The 18220-nt window shown below is 26.5% G+C and carries 15 protein-coding genes and 1 pseudogene; 8 read left to right on the top strand and 8 right to left on the bottom strand.

Features of this window, described 5'->3' with window-relative positions:
* Positions 1-77: 77 nt before the first annotated feature.
* The 7 genes from bamA to rpsB all read right to left on the bottom strand — a co-directional run bounded on the left by bamA (position 78) and on the right by rpsB (position 7816).
* The gene (gene bamA, locus D9V72_RS01195) at positions 78-2480 is read right to left on the bottom strand and encodes an outer membrane protein assembly factor BamA (RefSeq protein ID WP_158354765.1); all 2403 of its coding nucleotides are present in this window, start codon (positions 2478-2480) and stop codon (positions 78-80) included.
* Positions 2481-2712: 232 nt separating this feature from the next.
* On the bottom strand, positions 2713-3471 hold the full coding sequence (uppS, locus tag D9V72_RS01190) for a polyprenyl diphosphate synthase (RefSeq protein WP_158354763.1): 759 nt from the start codon (positions 3469-3471) through the stop codon (positions 2713-2715).
* Positions 3472-3551: 80 nt separating this feature from the next.
* A complete protein-coding gene (gene ispC, locus D9V72_RS01185) occupies positions 3552-4748 on the bottom strand; it encodes a 1-deoxy-D-xylulose-5-phosphate reductoisomerase (protein ID WP_158354761.1) in 1197 nt (398 codons plus the stop codon).
* Positions 4749-4841: 93 nt separating this feature from the next.
* Positions 4842-5399 (bottom strand): ribosome recycling factor, encoded by a 558-nt coding sequence (gene frr, locus D9V72_RS01180; RefSeq protein WP_158354759.1) that lies wholly within the window; start codon positions 5397-5399, stop codon positions 4842-4844.
* 59 nt (positions 5400-5458) lie between these two features.
* On the bottom strand, positions 5459-6187 hold the full coding sequence (gene pyrH, locus D9V72_RS01175; protein ID WP_158354757.1) for a UMP kinase: 729 nt from the start codon (positions 6185-6187) through the stop codon (positions 5459-5461).
* Between the two features lie 50 nt (positions 6188-6237).
* Positions 6238-7047: a translation elongation factor Ts gene (gene tsf, locus D9V72_RS01170; protein ID WP_158354755.1), complete on the bottom strand. Its 810-nt coding sequence runs from the start codon at positions 7045-7047 to the stop codon at positions 6238-6240.
* 34 nt (positions 7048-7081) lie between these two features.
* Entirely contained in the window at positions 7082-7816 is a 735-nt protein-coding gene (rpsB, locus tag D9V72_RS01165; RefSeq protein WP_158354753.1) for a 30S ribosomal protein S2, read from the bottom strand.
* A 252-nt stretch (positions 7817-8068) separates the two neighbouring features.
* On the opposite strand from rpsB, the gene map reads away from it, so the two are divergent.
* Both map and dapD read left to right on the top strand, forming a co-directional pair.
* The gene (map, locus tag D9V72_RS01160) at positions 8069-8860 is read left to right on the top strand and encodes a type I methionyl aminopeptidase (RefSeq protein WP_158354751.1); all 792 of its coding nucleotides are present in this window, start codon (positions 8069-8071) and stop codon (positions 8858-8860) included.
* A 56-nt stretch (positions 8861-8916) separates the two neighbouring features.
* Positions 8917-9732: a 2,3,4,5-tetrahydropyridine-2,6-dicarboxylate N-succinyltransferase gene (dapD, locus tag D9V72_RS01155; RefSeq protein WP_158354749.1), complete on the top strand. Its 816-nt coding sequence runs from the start codon at positions 8917-8919 to the stop codon at positions 9730-9732.
* A gap of 44 nt (positions 9733-9776) precedes the next feature.
* Here dapD and degP read toward each other — a convergent pair whose 3' ends face one another.
* Positions 9777-11213, bottom strand: coding sequence for a serine endoprotease DegP (gene degP / locus D9V72_RS01150; protein WP_158354747.1), 1437 nt, complete (start codon positions 11211-11213; stop codon positions 9777-9779).
* A 309-nt stretch (positions 11214-11522) separates the two neighbouring features.
* Between degP and D9V72_RS01145 the strand changes: the two genes are divergently transcribed.
* The 6 genes and pseudogenes from D9V72_RS01145 to ftsI all read left to right on the top strand — a co-directional run bounded on the left by D9V72_RS01145 (position 11523) and on the right by ftsI (position 18213).
* Positions 11523-12563, top strand: a complete 1041-nt coding sequence (locus tag D9V72_RS01145; RefSeq protein ID WP_158354745.1) for an FAD:protein FMN transferase — start codon at positions 11523-11525, stop codon at positions 12561-12563.
* Positions 12564-12876: 313 nt separating this feature from the next.
* Entirely contained in the window at positions 12877-14592 is a 1716-nt protein-coding gene (gene ilvI / locus D9V72_RS01140; RefSeq protein ID WP_158354743.1) for an acetolactate synthase 3 large subunit, read from the top strand.
* Positions 14593-14595: 3 nt separating this feature from the next.
* Positions 14596-15072 (top strand): acetolactate synthase small subunit, encoded by a 477-nt coding sequence (gene ilvN, locus D9V72_RS01135; RefSeq protein ID WP_158354741.1) that lies wholly within the window; start codon positions 14596-14598, stop codon positions 15070-15072.
* Positions 15073-15255: 183 nt separating this feature from the next.
* The gene (gene rsmH, locus D9V72_RS01130; protein WP_158354739.1) at positions 15256-16194 is read left to right on the top strand and encodes a 16S rRNA (cytosine(1402)-N(4))-methyltransferase RsmH; all 939 of its coding nucleotides are present in this window, start codon (positions 15256-15258) and stop codon (positions 16192-16194) included.
* 2 nt (positions 16195-16196) lie between these two features.
* Positions 16197-16450 (top strand): annotated as a pseudogene (locus tag D9V72_RS01125) (cell division protein FtsL).
* Between the two features lie 47 nt (positions 16451-16497).
* Positions 16498-18213 (top strand): peptidoglycan glycosyltransferase FtsI, encoded by a 1716-nt coding sequence (gene ftsI, locus D9V72_RS01120; RefSeq protein ID WP_158355420.1) that lies wholly within the window; start codon positions 16498-16500, stop codon positions 18211-18213.
* Positions 18214-18220 lie beyond the last annotated feature (7 nt).

Below are 18220 nucleotides of genomic sequence, written 5' to 3'. Positions count from 1 at the left end.
TTTATTTGATATTAAGAAATTAAATATTTTTATAATGAAGATATACTAAATAATTTTTATCTTAACTTATATTATAATTACCAATTTTTACCAATATTAAATTGAAATGGTTCCAACTGATAATTTTTATTTTTTTGAATAGGAATTGCATAAGAAAAAACTAATGGACCAATCGGAGAAAACCATTGCAATGAAAAACCAACTGATGAATCAATATCGTTTAATATGTTTTGTTCTAAAAATGAAAAAAAATCAATATTTTTAGCATTATCATTTTGTGTATTCCAAATGTTACCAGCATCTAAAAACAAAGAAGCACGAAGAAATTTAGAATATTTTTTATTTATAAAAGGACAAGGCACAATAAGCTCTAAATTAGAAACTAAAGTTAAGTTTCCACCGATTGAATCAATTGATTCACACATATTATTATTTTTATATCCAACACAATCATCTAACTGCTCACGATTATATGTTGTTTTAGGACCGATAGTATTCGTACGGAAACCACGAATATTGTTTTTGCTATCAGCATGAAAGTTTTCATAAAAGGGAAGTTTTTCTTTATTAAAAATGTTACCTATTCCCATATAGACGTGACTTAAAAATATTAAATTTTTTTCTTGATTTAATGGAGTATATTGCTGTCCATCAAACATTATTTTATAGAAGTTATTATCAGATCCGGGAATAGTATTTTTTCCACTAATTTGTATTTGATTACCAGAAGTAGGAAAATAAAAATATTCTAAATTATCGTAAATCCAGGAGTAATTTATAGTAAAATCTTCTACTAGACTATTTTTTAAAAACATTGAATCTAATAATTTTTTTGTTAATAAAGAAGAATCGATTGTATTTTCTTTATTGTTAATACCGTTATGAGTATATCCAAATCCCAAGTTTACTTTATTAGAATCATTAATTAAAAGCCCTAAATTGCCTTCAAAACCATAAGTTTTTTTTATAAGATTTGAAATGCTGCTAAAATTATATTTAAAATCGTTATAAAAAAATCTAGTGTTTAAATCCGCATTATTAGAAAAAAAATACGGATAACTCATTGATATATCAGCATATTTTTGATTGTCATTCTTAATAACACTAGCCTTTAAAGCATTTCCAGAACCAAACATGTTTTCTTGGGAAAAAGAAATATTAAAACTTGTTCCGCTATCTATCCCATATCCCAGTCCAAAATTTATAGAACCAGTAGGTTGTTCTTTTACCTTATAAGTAATATCAACTTGATTCAGTTTATCAGAATTTACTTTTTTAATTACTTCAACATCACTAAAATATTTTGTTTTTTCTAGTAATTTTTTACCTAATTCCACTAATTTTATATTGAAATATTCACCTTCTATTTGTTTGATTTCACGACGTAAAACTTTATCTTGAGTTATTTCATTTCCTTCAAAATGAATATTTTTTACAAAAAAACGTTGTTTAATATCGATATTAAAATCTAATACTATTGTTTTTTTTTCATGATTAATTTTCGGCTCAACTATAATTTGAGCATCAATATATCCATTTTCAGATAAAAATCTTGTTATTCTATGTGTTATAGCATCAATTTTTTCTTTATTATAAAATTCATAACGATTAATTGTAATAAACTTTGCAATTAATTCTTGATATGGAAATAAATTCCCATTGATAAAGAAATTTGAAATCCTATACTTTTTTCCTTCAGAAATATTTATAGTGATATTCACTTCATTTTTATCCTGAAGAAAATCTAATTTCTGATTATCTATATTAAAATAAAAATATCCATGATTTAAATAAAAATACTTTAAATTTTCTAAATCATTTTTTAATTCTTGTGGGGAATAAATACATTTTTCTAAAAAATTCCACCAAGCATGATGATCTTTTAATTTAAATAACGACATGACTTTTTCTTTAGGAAAATCTTGAATACCAAATACTTTTATACTATTAATTTTTATTGGCATACCTTCATTGATTAATATTTTTAAATTCACAGTATTATTTTCAGAAAAATTTTTTAATATTTTTATGTTTGATTTATATCTTCCAATATGATGATAAAAATCTTCTATTGTCTTGATAAAAATTTTAATAAAAAAATCATTAAAAAATCTTCCTTTTTTAATATTTAATTTTTCTAAGTATTTATCTAAAATAGAACAATTCACAATATGGTTACCAGAAATAACAATATTAGAGATAACAGGTTTTTCTTTAATATTGAAAATAATCGTGTTTTTTGAAAACACTACTTTAATATCTTCCAATTTTCCTGTTTTAAATAAAGATTTAATACTGTTTTGCACATCATATTGCGATATTTGATTTCCGATACTAAAAACAATATTTTTTAACGCTTCGTTTTGTGAAAAATTTCTTAATCCTTTAAACTGAATATCTTTAACTAAAAATTTATCCTTTGCACAAACTACAACACTAAAAAACATTAAAAAAGCTATAAGAAAATTTTTAATTAGCATTATTGTTATAATTTTTCCTGCGATAGATTTATTTTTTCGTAGAATTTATTAAAAACACTTACAATTTCAGAGAAATAATAAAGTAAAAATAAAATTTAAAACATAATTAATTATTATTCATATTTTGCATCATATTGTTTAGCAAAAAAATATTTATTTGAATAATGTGAAAAATTTGTTATTTAATATAAATTTAAATTTTATTCATATAAAATACTAACGGTATAAGAACTTATTGTTTCTCATTTTTTTTACATCCTCCAAAACGACGTTCACGAGATATAAAAGCATCTATAGCCTGTTGAAAAACATAATGATTAAAATCAGGCCATAAAACATCAGTAAAATATAATTCAGAGTAAGCTATTTGCCATAATAGAAAATTACTAATTCTTTTTTCTCCTCCTGTTCTAATAACTAAATCTACTGGAAGTAGTTTACTAGTTGATAAGTATTCGGAAAAAGTTTTCTCTTGAATATTATTTATATTTAAGATCCCTTTTTGAACTTTGCAAATAATCTTCTTAATACTTTGAATAATATCCCACCTTCCACCATAATTTGCAGCTATATTTAAAATTAGACCATTATTATTTGAGGTTATTTGTTCTGCATTACGAATACTCTTTTGTAATTTTTTATTAAAATATGTTATATCACCAATAACTTTCAATCTAATATTATATTTTTTCAAATTTTTAATTTCACTCTCTAATGCGTAATAAAATAGCTCCATTAAAGATTTAATTTCAAATAATGGACGATTCCAATTTTCGCTGCTAAAAGCATACAATGTCAATATTTTTAAATCATTTATAATAGAAAATCTTATTGCTTCTTTCACCGCTTTAAAACCTTCTTTATGACCAAAAATACGCATTTTGCCTTTTTTATTAGCCCATCGTCCATTTCCATCCATAATAATTGCTACATGACGAGGATTATATTTATGATTTTTTTCATTATATTCTAATGAGGATTTACGCTCCATAATACGTATACATTTCTCTTAAAAATAGAATTTTTTTAAAATATTCTGAATAAAAAAATTAATACATTAATAATGTATATTTAAAAAACTAACGATGAAACTTTTTTTTGAGCTAATATTCTTGCTTGTCTATCGATTTCTAAAACATCTTGAATAGAATTAGGTTCTAAAAAACAGGAAGACATTAATATTTCAATGTTTATCTCATAAATTTTAGTAAAAGAAATTTTAGAATTAAGAAAAGCTGATACAGCAACTTCATTAACAGCATTTAAAACAATCATAGCAGATTGACCTTGAGAAAAAGAATCAATAGCTAATTTTAAACATGGAAACTGAATAAAATCAGGTTCGAAAAATGATAACTTATTTATTTTAGAAAAATTTAAAAAATTAACTTCTGTACAAATACGATTGGGCCAAGACATTGCATACGAAATAGCAATTCTAATGTCAGGTACTGATAATTGTGCTAATAGAGAACCATCACAATATTGCACCATAGAATGAACTATTGATTCAGGATGAATTAAAATTTTAATTTCTGATCCTGAAGCATTAAATAACCATCTTGCTTCAGCATATTCTAAACCTTTATTCATCATAGTTGCTGAATCTACAGAAATTTTTTTTCCCATAAACCAATTGGGATGTGAACATGCTTGATCTGGAGTTATGCTAGATAAATCAGATGAAGGAAATTTATAAAATGGTCCTCCAGAAGCAGTTAAAATAAGATTTTTAATACTATTTTCTTTTAAACTGGCCACACCTAAATTTGTTTGAATTTCTAAAGGTAAGACTTGAAAAATAGCATTGTGTTCACTATCAATAGGAATAATTTTAGCACCGCTTGAAGCAACTGCTTTCATGAATAAATCACCACATGTAATCAAAGATTCTTTATTAGCTAATAATATTGTTTTTCCAGCATATATTGCAGATAGTGTTGGTAACAAACCTGCTACTCCAACAATTGCAGATATAACTTGGTCTATCTCTTGCAATGAAGCTAATGTACAAATATCTTTTTCTCCAAAAAGAACTTGAGTTTTTATCTTTCTATGTTTTAATTTTTTTCTTAATATATGAGCAGATTTTGCATCTCTCATTGCTACCCAATCAGGAGTAAACAATTCACATTGCTGTAACATAGTAGAAATATTTGTATTAGCAACTAAAGCAACTACTTTAAATAAATTTGGATTTTTTTGAATAATAGATAAGGTGCTAATACCAATAGAACCAGTTGATCCTAAAATAGTAATTTTTTTCATAAATATTCTTAATTACAAAACATTGATAATTTTTTTGCATAAATTTTTTGATGCGTATTTTATTGCATGAAATATGTATTAAAAATAAAAATTTTAAACTTTCATAAGTTCCATTTCTTTTTTAGATAAGATAGAATCTATTTTTCTAATGTATTCATCTGTCATGGTTTGTATTTTAGTCTGAGAAATATATTCATGATCTTCACTAATAGTTTTATTTTTAACAAGTCTCTTGACTTTATCATTTGAATCTCTACGAATATTACGAATTTTAACACGACTGCTTTCAGCATCATTACGAATAATTTTAATTAATTTTTTTCTTCTTTCTTCTGTCAACGGAGGTATTGGTATTATTATATCTTTACCATTCACAATTGGATTTAAATCAAGATTTGAATTTAAAATTGCTTTGCTGATTAAGGATGTAATAGAATTATCAAAAACATTAATTTTAAGAGTATGAGAATCTTCGACTATTATATTAGATACTTGACGCAATGAAGTTTTAGAACCAAAATATTCAATATAAATGTTATGAAGCAAAGTCGGAGCTGCTCGACCAGTTTTAATATTATTAATATTTTTTTGAAACGTTTGAATACATTTCTCCATTCGTTCCTGAGTGTGTACGTTAATCTGATTAATCACATGATTACCTATTTAATATATTCTCAATTTAATAGAATATTATGACATTTTTAAATAATTTATTTAGTAATAAGAGTACCTTCATTATTACCCATTATAATACGATATAAAGATCCAGGTTTGTTTATATTAAAAACTCGGATAGGTAAATGATAATCTCGAGCAAGTGTGAAAGCGGCTAAGTCCATGACTTTTAGTTCTTTTTTAAGGACATCTTTATATGTTAATTTTCTATATAAAATAGCATGCTCATCTTTTTTGGGATCTTGTGAATATACTCCGTCAACCTTAGTACCTTTCAAAATAATATCAGATTCTGTCTCAATACCTCGCAAACAAGCAGCTGAATCAGTTGTAAAAAAAGGATTACCTGTTCCAGCAGCAAAAATAATAATAAAATTATTAGATAATAAATGTATTGCTCGTTCAAAACTGTATATTTCACAAATACCATTTAATGGTACTGCAGACATTAAACAAGTCTTAATAGAAGAAATGGAATTAATTGTATCTTTCATTGCTAAACTATTAATAACTGTTGACAATATGCCAATATGATCGGAGGCTACTCGATTAAGACCTAATTTAGATAATTGTGCACCACGAAATAAATTACCACTTCCAATCACTAAACCTACTTGAATTCCAATTTTTACTACAGATTCAATTTCTTTTGCTATTCGTTTTAAAGAATTTATATCAATTCCAAATTTGTTAACTCCTTGTAATACTTCTCCACTTATTTTCAACAAAATACGTCGATATATAAATTTCTTATTCCTAGACATATTTCTCAACCTAAATATATTTTATATTAATATTTTTTTAAATCTATAATTTATTTAAGGATATTTTCACCTAATTCAAATCTAATAAATGATGTAATATACGAGTGATGTTCCTTTAAAATATCTCCTACTTTTTTTGTCGGATCTATAATAAAATTTTGACCTGTTAAAGATATATTATTAATGAATTTACTCATTCTACCATCGATAATTTTTTTTAATAAATGTGGTGGTTTTTTAAGATTACGTGCTAATTCTGACTGAATTTCATATTCACGTTTAAAGACTGAACTAGATACATTTTCTGGATTTAAATATTCTGGTTTACTTGCAGCTATATGCATTGCAATATTTTTTAATATGATTTTATTTAAAGGACCTGCACTAACTAACACACCAATTCGAATTCCATGAAGATAGGAAAAAATATTTTCACCTTCAATATAACAAAAACGACGTATATTAATATTTTCGCCTACTTTTAAAACTAAATCTGTTCTTTTTGATTCGAACATATATTTTAATTGATTAATATCTTTAATTTTTTTTTCTAATGCTTTTAATATAATATCTTTTCCTAAACAAATAAATGAATGATCTTTAGCAACAAAATCAGTTTCACAGTTTAATTCAAGCATAACGCCGCTATTATTTTGAATTTTTGAAAAAATCGCACCTTGATTAGTAGTATTATTTACTTTTTTTTCAGCAATCAATTGACCTGACTTACGTAAATTATCAATAGCTAACTCGATATTTCCATTTTCTTTTAACAATGCTCGTTTGCATTCTAAAAAACCTGCTCCTGTACGAGATCTCAGTTTTTTAATAAGACAAGCACTAATATTATTGTTTGTCATACTTAATTGCCTTCTTTATTTTATAAAATATTTCTTATTCGATATCTAAATTATTTTTGCAATGAATTAATGTTTTATCTGATAAATTTTGCTTATTTGTTTTAGAAATAATAGATGCTACAGATTGTAAATATAGATTTACTGATCGAATAGCATCATCGTTACCGGGTATAATATAATCTACTCCATCAGGATTGGAATTAGTATCAACAATAGCAAATACGGGAATACCTAAATTATTAGCCTCTTTAATTGCAATATTTTCATGTGCAGCATCAATAACAAATAAACAATCAGGTAATCCGCCCATATTTTTGATGCCACCCAGACTATTCTCTAATTTACACAATTCTCGCGATCTTATTAAAACTTCTTTTTTAGTTAACTTAGAAAATGTGCCATCTTTTGATTCTATTTCTAGATCTTTTAAACGTTTTATAGATTGCCTAACTGTTTTCCAATTTGTCAGCATTCCACCTAACCAACGATGATTTACATAAAATTGTTCACAATTAATAGCCGCTTCTTTTATTGCTTTTCTTGCAGCCCTTTTAGTACCTACAAATAATATTCTTCCTTTTCTTAAAGAAATTTTTTTTAATTCAGAAAGAGCAAAATTAAACATTGGAAGAGTTTTTTCTAAGTTAATAATATGTACTCGATTACGAGTTCCAAAAATAAAGGGTTTCATTTTTGGATTCCAATAACGTGTTTGGTGTCCGAAATGAACTCCTGCTTTTAACATATCGCGCATTGATACCATCTCCATAATCACCCCTAATTTTAAAATATTAAATACTTTATAAATATTATACTAAACAAAAAAGATCAATATATTAATTTTTTATTTTTTTATATATTATTCAACATAATTTATATCATGTTTTTGCATGAAAAAACGAATAATTATTAACATTTTTATTTAATTTTACAATTAAATTTAAAAAAAAAAAGATATTTTACAGTATAATTCAAATATATTTTAAATTTTGAAAATTGATACAAAAAAACGGCTAATATTATGAGTTGTATAATTAAAACAGCATCAGAAATTAAAAAAATGCGAATATCTGGAAAATTAGCAGCTGAAGTATTGGAAACGATAGAAAAATATCTTCAACCAAAAATAAGCACAGAAGATATTAACCAAATTTGTCATGATTATATTGTTCATAAAAAAAAAGCTGTTTCAGCATGTTTAGGGTATCATGGTTTTCCTAAATCGATCTGCATTTCTATTAATGATGTAGTATGTCATGGAATCCCCAATGAAAAACAAGTTTTCAAAGAAGGAGATATAGTTAACATAGATGTTTCAATTATTAAAGATCACTATCATGGTGATACTTCAAAAATGTTTTTTATAGGCAAACCGAGCATTTTATCTAAACGTTTATGTGAAGTAGCTCAAAAAAGCCTGTATTTAGCTTTAAAAATAGTTCAACCAGGCATACCACTATATAAAATCGGTGAGATTATTCAAAATTATGTTGAAAACAATAATTTTTCTGTCGTAAAAGAATATTGTGGTCATGGTATTGGGCGTAATTTTCATGAAGAACCTCACGTATTACATTATAAAAATAAAGAAAATAATATTATTTTAGAAGAAGGAATGATTTTTACTATTGAACCAATGATTAATGCTGGGAATTCTCAAGTAAGATGCATGAAAGATGGGTGGACCATCAAAACTAAAGATCGTTCTTTATCAGCTCAATATGAACATACTATATTAGTAACGAAGTATGGATGTGATATTTTAACATGGCGAAAAGATGAAGATATTCCTTCAAAATTAACTAATATTTAATTTTTTCCAATAAAAAATCTCTTATTCATGAATAATAAATTAGGTTAAATTAAAAGATGCAAGAATTAAAGAAAATAATTGAAGACGCTTATGAAAATAAGAATAAAATTAATATTAATAGTGATATTTGTAAAACTATTTTTTATGTTATTAAATTATTAAATAATGGAGAAATTAGGATTTCGGAAAAAAAAGATGGTAATTGGATTACACATGAATGGTTAAAAAAAGCAATTCTACTATATATTTATATAAAAAAAAGTGACTTTATAAAGGGTAATTTTACTAACTATTATGATAAAATTCCATTAAAATATGAAGAATATGATGAAAAAAGATTTAAACAAGAAAAAATACGCATAGTACCACCAGCAACTATAAGATATGGTGCGTTCATTAATTATAATACAGTAATCATGCCTTCTTATATAAATATAGGAGCATATATTGATCAAGGAACCATGATAGATACTTGGGCTACTATAGGTTCTTGCGCTCAAATTGGTAAAAATGTACATATATCTGGAGGAGTAGGTATAGGCGGTGTTTTAGAGCCACTACAAAATAACCCTACAATTATTGAAGATAACTGTTTTATTGGTGCTCGTTCCGAAATTGTAGAAGGAGTTGTTGTAGAAAAAGGATGTGTCATTTCTATGGGCGTATTTATTGGTCAAAGTACTAAAATTTATGATAGAGAAAACGGAGAAATTTTTTATGGGAGAATACCTGCCCATTCTGTTGTAGTTTCTGGAAGTTTACCGTCTAAAAATAGAAACTACAATCTTTATGCCGCTGTTATTGTAAAAAAAGTAGATTTAAAAACACTCAAAAAAACAGAAATCAATCAATTATTAAGAAATATAACATAAATTAAAAAACCGCCCGTATTTTTTCGGGCGGAACTATGAAACAATTATTCACTTACTAAATATATACTATCGTTTCCTCTTTTTACACTGAAAACTAATATTTTAGGTTTAGTATCTAAGATTTTTTTTAATTCTTCTAAGTTACTTATTAATTGCTGATTAACCCCAATGATAATATCATCTTTTTTAAAACCAATTTTAAAAGCAGGACTGTTTAATTTTACATTCTCTACTTTTACACCTTTTTGTTCGTTAGACATATAATTACTTAAATCTACACCTTCAATGCCTGTATAAATGTTCTCTGAATTTAAATTATTTTTTATAGAGTGTTTTAATTCAACAATGATATTTTGTATTTTTCCTTCTCGAAATATTCCTAATTCCATTTTAGTTGCCACTGGTAAAGAACTTATTTCAGCACGTAATGCTGAAAAACTAGAAACCGGTTTTTTATTTAAAGAAATTATAATATCACCAGCTTTAATCCCTGCTTCAAATGCAGAAGAATTAGGTAAAACTCGACTAACAAAAGTACCTTTTTGTGCATTTATTTTCATAATTTGTGCTAAATCTGAATTTAACTCCATGCCTATTATTCCTAATTCACCTCGTCTTACTTGTCCAAATTGAACCATTTGTGCAGTTAAATTTTTTACCATATTTCCAGGAATTGCAAATCCTATTCCAATATTTCCACCATCTGGTGCTAAAATAGCAGTGTTAATTCCAATTAATTCACCATTTAAATTAACTAATGCTCCACCAGAATTACCTCTATTGATTGCCGCATCAGTTTGAATAAAATTCTCATAATGCTCAATGTTTAAACCACTTCGTCCTAAGGCAGAAATAATACCTGAAGTCACAGTTTCGCCTAGACCATATGGATTTCCAATAGCTACAGTATAATCGCCTACTCGTAAAGAATCGGAATCCGCAATTTTTATAGCACTTAAATTGTTTGCATTTTTTAATTGTATTAAAGCGATATCAGAACGCGCATCTTTTCCAATTATCTGAGCTTCATAACGACGTCCGTCACTTAATTGAACTTGAATTTTATTTGCATGTTCAACAACATGATTATTTGTTACTGCATATCCTTTATCAGCGTTAATAATTACACCAGAACCTAATGCGCGAAATTTTTCATTAGTACTATCAGAATCAGGATTGACTCGGCAAAAAGGAGAATTTCGAAATGGTGAATTACCCTGACAAAAAGGAGAATTATCGCCAAAAAATGGTTGAAATTGATGAGGTAAACGAGAATTATGTACAATAGTACTTCCTTCAATATTAATACTAATTACTGAAGGCATAACTTTCTCTAACATTGGCGCTAAACTAGGATATATTTCTCTCGAAACAGTGCTATTTTTTGTAGTAGGAGCAACATCACTCCAAAACATTCCAAAACTTAGTAATAGCGTCAAAATCAGTATTACTTGGCTTAATGTGATGGCTGATTTTTTCATTATTTCTTTCTCATAATTACAATCTAATCTGCAAATAAAAAAATTATTATAATACATTACCTAATCGAATAAATGTTTATTATACACTCCATCAATATTTAACTCCATTCCTCGTTAATATCTATATTATAAAAATTTATACTAATATCAAGATTAGATAAGAGGATATAAAACAAAAAATATTTGTGCTCAAAAATTTAAAAGAAAAATATTAACAATAATTATTATGAAAAAAAAATATCCAGAATTTTATTTTTACAAAGTAATCAGTAAAATTTATTTCAATTAATTAGGAGAACGACACTATTTATGTTTTTGAATATCATTTACAAAGTTATTATTTTTATAATATTTATGATAGTTTTTTTCGAAAATAAACTTTTACATAAAGAAAGAAAAAACATTACTGTATTAACAGGAAAAACTATGGGAACATATTGGCAAGTTAAAATCCCTAATTTAAAAAATAAAAGATACATAAAAAATTTAATACAAAAATATTTAAATGAAGATGAACAAATGCTTTCATCTTGGAAAAAAAACTCCATAGTCTCTCAATTTAATAAATTAAAAAAAAACCAAAAACAAAAAATTAATAAAAATTTTTTTAATATTATTTCTATTGCTTTGAAAGTTAATAAAAAAACTAATGGAAAATTAGATATTACAATCAGTCCTTTAATTGATATATGGGGATTCGGTACTAAAGAAAAACCAGATAGTTATCCTTCTTTAAAAAAAATAAAGGAAAAAATTCACCTCTCAGGTAGTCAACACTTAAAACTTATTAAAAATTCTTTAGGAATGTTTTTAGAAAAAGATATAGATGGAATAGAAATTAATCTTTCTACTCTTGGTGAAGGTTTTGCTGTAGATCATCTATCATCTATATTGAAAATAAAAAAAATAAAAAATTATACTATCGCAGTAGGCGGAACTGTTCTAGTCAAAACAGAAAAATTTAAAAAGCAAGATAAAATTATTGCTATTCAAAAACCAATTGATCAAAAAAACTCAATACACTTATTAATACATTTAAAAAATAATGCAATTAGTACAGCTGGTAATTATCGTAATTATTACTATCTTAAAGGAAAATATATTTCACACTTAATTGATCCTTCTAACGGACGACCTATAAATCACAATTTAGTTTCAGTAAGTGTTATTTCCTCAACTGCTTTAGAAGCTGATAGCTGGGATACAGGATTGCTAATATTAGGTTTTAAAAAAGCTAAAGAATTAGCATTGAAAGAGAAATTAGCCGTTTGTCTTATTACTAAAGAAAAAAATTTTTTTTCAACATGGACTTCGCCTAAATTTAAAAAATTTTTAGTTAATAAACATTAAATCTAATAATTTTTCATATCAAAAGTAAACCATATAAATTATACTTAATAGTTTCTATTAATTGATAATCTCTGATATATTTGTAATAATAAAAATTAGTATTATATTTCCATTCAGTATTAATTAAAAATCAAACAACTTTTTATTCTATAAAAATTAAACATAACACTTAAAAACAAAAATTTTAAAATATTTTATTTTTGAATTTTTTTATACTAAATAGCGCTAATTTTATCTAGATAAACTACAGGATAAACTGATAGATAGCGAACTAGGAAATTCAACCTAATAAATTAGTGTCCTGGAGGAAAAAATGGAAATGTTATCAGGAGCCGAAATGGTCGTTCGATCATTAATTGATCAGGGAATACAGCATATATTTGGTTATCCTGGTGGTGCTGTACTAGATATTTATGATGCTCTAAAAACTGTTGGTGGAATTGAACATATTTTGGTAAGACACGAACAAGCTGCGACTCATATGGCAGATGGTTATTCCCGTTCTACTGGAAGAATAGGAGTTGTGTTAGTTACTTCTGGACCAGGTGCAACTAATGCTATTACTGGTATTGCTACAGCATACATGGATTCTATTCCTATGGTTGTTATATCTGGTCAAGTTGCCTCTTCATTAATCGGTTATGATGCTTTTCAAGAATGTGACATGATTGGCATTTCTCGACCAGTAGTAAAACATAGTTTTTTAGTTAAAAAAACTGAAGATATACCAGTGATTTTTAAAAAAGCTTTCTGGTTAGCATCCAGTGGACGTCCAGGGCCTGTAGTAATTGATTTGCCAAAAGATATTTTAAAAAAAGAAAGTAAGTTCTCTTATAAATGGCCAGAAAAAATTAATATACGATCATACAACCCAACAACTAAAGGTCATATAGGACAAATTAAAAAAGCACTATATACACTATTAAATTCTCAAAGACCTGTAATTTATGCAGGTGGCGGAATTATTAGCTCTAACAGCAGCGAAGAATTACAGATTTTTGCAGAAAAATTAAACTGTCCTGTTACTACTTCTTTAATGGGATTAGGTGCTTTTCCAGGAACTCATGTTCAAAGTATTTCTATGTTAGGAATGCATGGTACTTATGAAGCTAATATGACAATGCATCATGCTGATGTAATTTTTGCAATCGGAGTCAGGTTTGATGATCGTACAACAAATAATTTAAATAAATACTGTCCCAGTGCTATTATTTTGCACGTTGATATTGATCCAACTTCTATTTCTAAAACTGTTTCAGCTAATATACCTATTGTTGGAGATGCAAAATATGTCTTAAAAAAAATGCTGGAACTATTGAAAAAAGAAAAGAAAATTTTATTTTTACAAGATTGGTGGGATACTATTAAGAAATGGAAAGAAGTTAATAGTCTTAAATATAATCAAACCAGTGATCAAATAAAGCCACAAACAGTAATTGAAACTTTATTCAAACTTACAAAAGGCACATCTTATATTACTTCAGACGTTGGACAACATCAGATGTTTGCTGCATTATATCATCCATTTAACAAACCTAGACATTGGATCAATTCAGGTGGTTTAGGTACGATGGGATTTGGATTGCCTGCCGCATTAGGAGTTAAATTGGCTTTACCTGAAGCAACTGTTATTTGTATTACTGGAGACGGTAGTATTCAAATGAATATCCAGGAATTATCTACAGCACGACAATATAATTTAGCAGTATTAATATTGAATCTTAATAATTCTTCTTTAGGAATGGTAAAGCAATGGCAAGACATGATTTATTCTGGACGACATTCTCATTCTTATATGGATTCACTTCCAGATTTTGTAAAATTAGCAGAATCTTATGGACATTTTGGTATTAAAATCACTAACCCTATAGAATTAGAAGAAAAATTAAAACTAGCATTAAATAAATTATCTGAGGGTTATTTAGTATTTGTAGACGTCGAAATAGATAATTCTGAGCATGTTTATCCTATGCAGATTCAAGGCGGGGGTATGAATGAAATGTGGTTAAGAAAAAAAGAGGCCTCCTAAAATATGCGAAGAATTTTATCTATTCTATTAGAAAATGAATCAGGTGCATTATCACGAGTAATAGGACTCTTTTCACAAAGAGGATATAATATAGAAACTATTACACTAGCACCTACTGAAGATCCTTCTTTATCAAAAATGACTATACAAACTGTAGGAGATGAAAAAGCGATTGAACAAATTGAAAAACAACTCCATAAATTAATCGATGTATTGAGAGTTGTACAAATTGAACAATCTTCTCATATAGAACGTGAAATTATATTATTAAAAGTTCAAATTAACAACTATAAAAAAAATGATGTAAAACATGTTACTGAAGTTTTTCGAGGACAAATTATAGATATAACATCTACAACATATATATTGCAATTATCTGGAACTACAAAAAAAATTGATTCTTTTTTAAAAATAATACGCAATATCTCAGAAGTTATTGAAGTAACCCGTTCCGGCATTGTCGGAATTACTCGGGGATAAATTTTTTAAATGTTTAAAAAAAAACATTAAAAAAATTTTTTAAGAACACATTACATATTGTTTAATCTAACTTAATAATATTTAAATAGTTAAGTTTTTGAATAAATATATTAAACATGGTCATTTTGAAGAAATGACCATGTATTGTATTATGACTTTATATCACATTATTTATATTTCAAAATGAATCGTATACTTAAACATATTCCAGTGATGAAAAAAGAATTAATTGATTCTTTAAAAATAAAAAAAAATGGTATTTATATTGATAGTACATTTGGAACAGGCGGACATTCAAATGAAATTTTACAAAAACTAGGCAAGGATGGAAAACTATATTCTATTGATAAAGATCCCATCGCTTTTTCTATTGGAAATAATATTAAAGATTCACGCTTCCATATAATCAATGAAAATTTCTCAAAATTATTAAATTATGCACAAAATAAAAAAATTATAGGGAAAGTTAATGGAATTATATTTGATTTAGGAGTGTCTTCATTACAAATTGATGATTGTAAAAGAGGTTTTTCATTTAAAAAAGATGGACCTTTAGATATGCGAATGAATCCTAATCATGGAATTTCTGCTTCAGAATGGCTGTTTAAAAGTAGCGTTAATCAAATTGCCTTCGTTTTGAAAAATTTTGGAGAAGAACGCTTTTCAAAAAAAATAGCTTATGCAATCAAATATGCTAGTCAAATAAAAAAAATAACAAGTACTTTAGAATTAGCAAATATTATTAGAAGAGCTATACCGATAAGAAATAAATTTAAACATCCAGCAAAAAGAAGTTTTCAAGCTATTAGAATTTACATCAATCAAGAATTAGAAGAAATTAAAATAGCTCTAGAAAGCACACTAAAAATATTAAGTCCAGGAGGACGCATATCAATTCTTAGTTTTCATTCTTTAGAAGATAGAATAGTAAAAAAATTCATGATCAAAAACAGCATGAAAGCAACAGTTCCATACGGTATGCCTATCACAGAAAAACAATTAAATAATTTAAAAGTATGTAAATTAAAAATTATTAATCGTATATCACCAACTCAAAGTGAAATAAATAATAACCCTAGAGCTCGTAGCTCTATACTTCGTGTGGCAGAAATAAAAAAATAAATATGAAAATTCAACGTTATGATTTACCAACAATAATTAAAAATGATTTGCTTTTATATGGAAAAGCTCACTTAATTTTATTAATATCTATTATATTATCTGCCAGTCTTGTTGTTATCACAGTTTATAAAACTCGTGTATTAATTAGTCAAGAAGAAAATCTTATTCTAAAAAAAAAGAAAAAAACGACGAATGGAGAAATTTAATAATTGAAAAAAATTCTTTATCTATTCATTCTACAGTTCAAGAAAGATAATTTTTATTTAATAAAGAAAATGTAAATTGATGGACATCAATTCAAAAATGTACAATAAAGAAAGATTTAACTTTTTTAAAGAAAAAAAAATAAAAAAAATAAACTATATAAATTGGCGATTTTTTATATTATATAATTTTATTTTTTTATCCTTAATAATTTTGACCCTACGAGTAATTTTTTTACAAATCATCAATCCTAATGCGCTAATAACAGAAGGAGATCGTAGAACATTAAGAATACAATCTTTGCTGAGTACCAGAGGAATTATTAATGATCGATCAGGTTATCCGCTAGCAGTTACTGTATCAGTAAACGCTATTTGCGCAGATCCATCAGTAATTCTAGATACCAAAAATATTCATAATGATAAACGTTGGCAAGCTTTGTCAGAAGCGCTATCTATTCCATTAAAAGAAATAATTTTTCATATAAATTCTTACAAAAAATCAAAATTTATTTATTTAGCACGTCAAATCAATCCTGATATTTCAGAATATATCAAAAATTTACAGTTACCTGGTATTTTTTTGTTAGAAGAATCAAAAAGATATTATCCTTTTGGAAAAATTGCAGCTCAACTTATAGGAATAACTAATATAGATGGAATAGGAATTGAAGGTATAGAAAAAAGTTTCAATGCACTTTTAACAGGAAAACCAGGGAAAAGAAAAATAAGAAAAGATAATAAAGGTCAAATCGTTGAAAATATATCTTTAGTTGATAAAAGTGCATCTAATAACTTGACCCTCAGCATTGATACTAAATTGCAAACTATCGTATATCAAAAAATAGATGAAGCGGTTGAAAAAAATAAAGCTGATTCCGGAACTGCTATTTTAATTGATATTAAAACTGGAGAAGTACTAGCCATGGCAAACAGTCCTGCATTCAACCCTAATAATATGAGACATACGATAAAAAAAAATATACGCAATAGAGCTGTTACAGATATTTTTGAACCGGGATCAACAGTAAAACCAATAGTAATTATGGAAGCATTAAAACTAGGATTAATTCAAGAAAATTCAATCATTAACACAAAACCTTTTTTTATTAAAAAACATCAAATAAAAGATGTTTCCTATCATGAACAACTTACTACAGCCGGAATATTACAAAAATCTAGTAATGTGGGAGTATCAAAAATCGCACTATCTATGCCTATTTTAAAATTAATTGATAGTTATGTTAATTTCGGATTAGGACAACCAACTAAACTAGGACTAATTGGAGAAAAAAGCGGATTTTTGCCAAAAAAAAAAAACTGGTCTGATTTAGATAAAGCTACTTTCTCTTTTGGATATGGACTAATGGTAACACCTCTACAGCTAGCTCGATTGTATGCCACTATTGGAAGTTATGGAATATATCGGCCTCTTTCAATTATAAAAGTGAGCCGTCCAATAGAAGAAAAAAGAATTTTTCCCAAAAAATATGTACAAAAGGTAATTAATATGATGGAGAGTGTTGCTAAACCAGGAGGAGGAGGTGTTCAAGCAGCAGTTAAAGGATATCGTATTGCTATTAAAACAGGAACTGCAAAAAAAGTAGGAATTCATGGATATTATATTAAAAAATATACAGCTTATACCGCTGGTATTGCACCAGCTAGTAATCCAAGATTTTCATTGATAATTGTTATCGATAATCCTAAAGGAAAAAAATATTATGGAGGTGCAGTTTCTGCTCCAGTTTTTAGTAATATAATGACATTAGTATTAAAAAAAATGAATATAAAACCAGACAATTTATTAAATTGAAATACTG

Source organism: Buchnera aphidicola (Macrosiphum gaurae) (assembly GCF_005080965.1).
Classification (GTDB): domain Bacteria; phylum Pseudomonadota; class Gammaproteobacteria; order Enterobacterales; family Enterobacteriaceae; genus Buchnera; species Buchnera aphidicola_S.
This window is presented reverse-complemented; position numbering and strand designations above follow the sequence as displayed.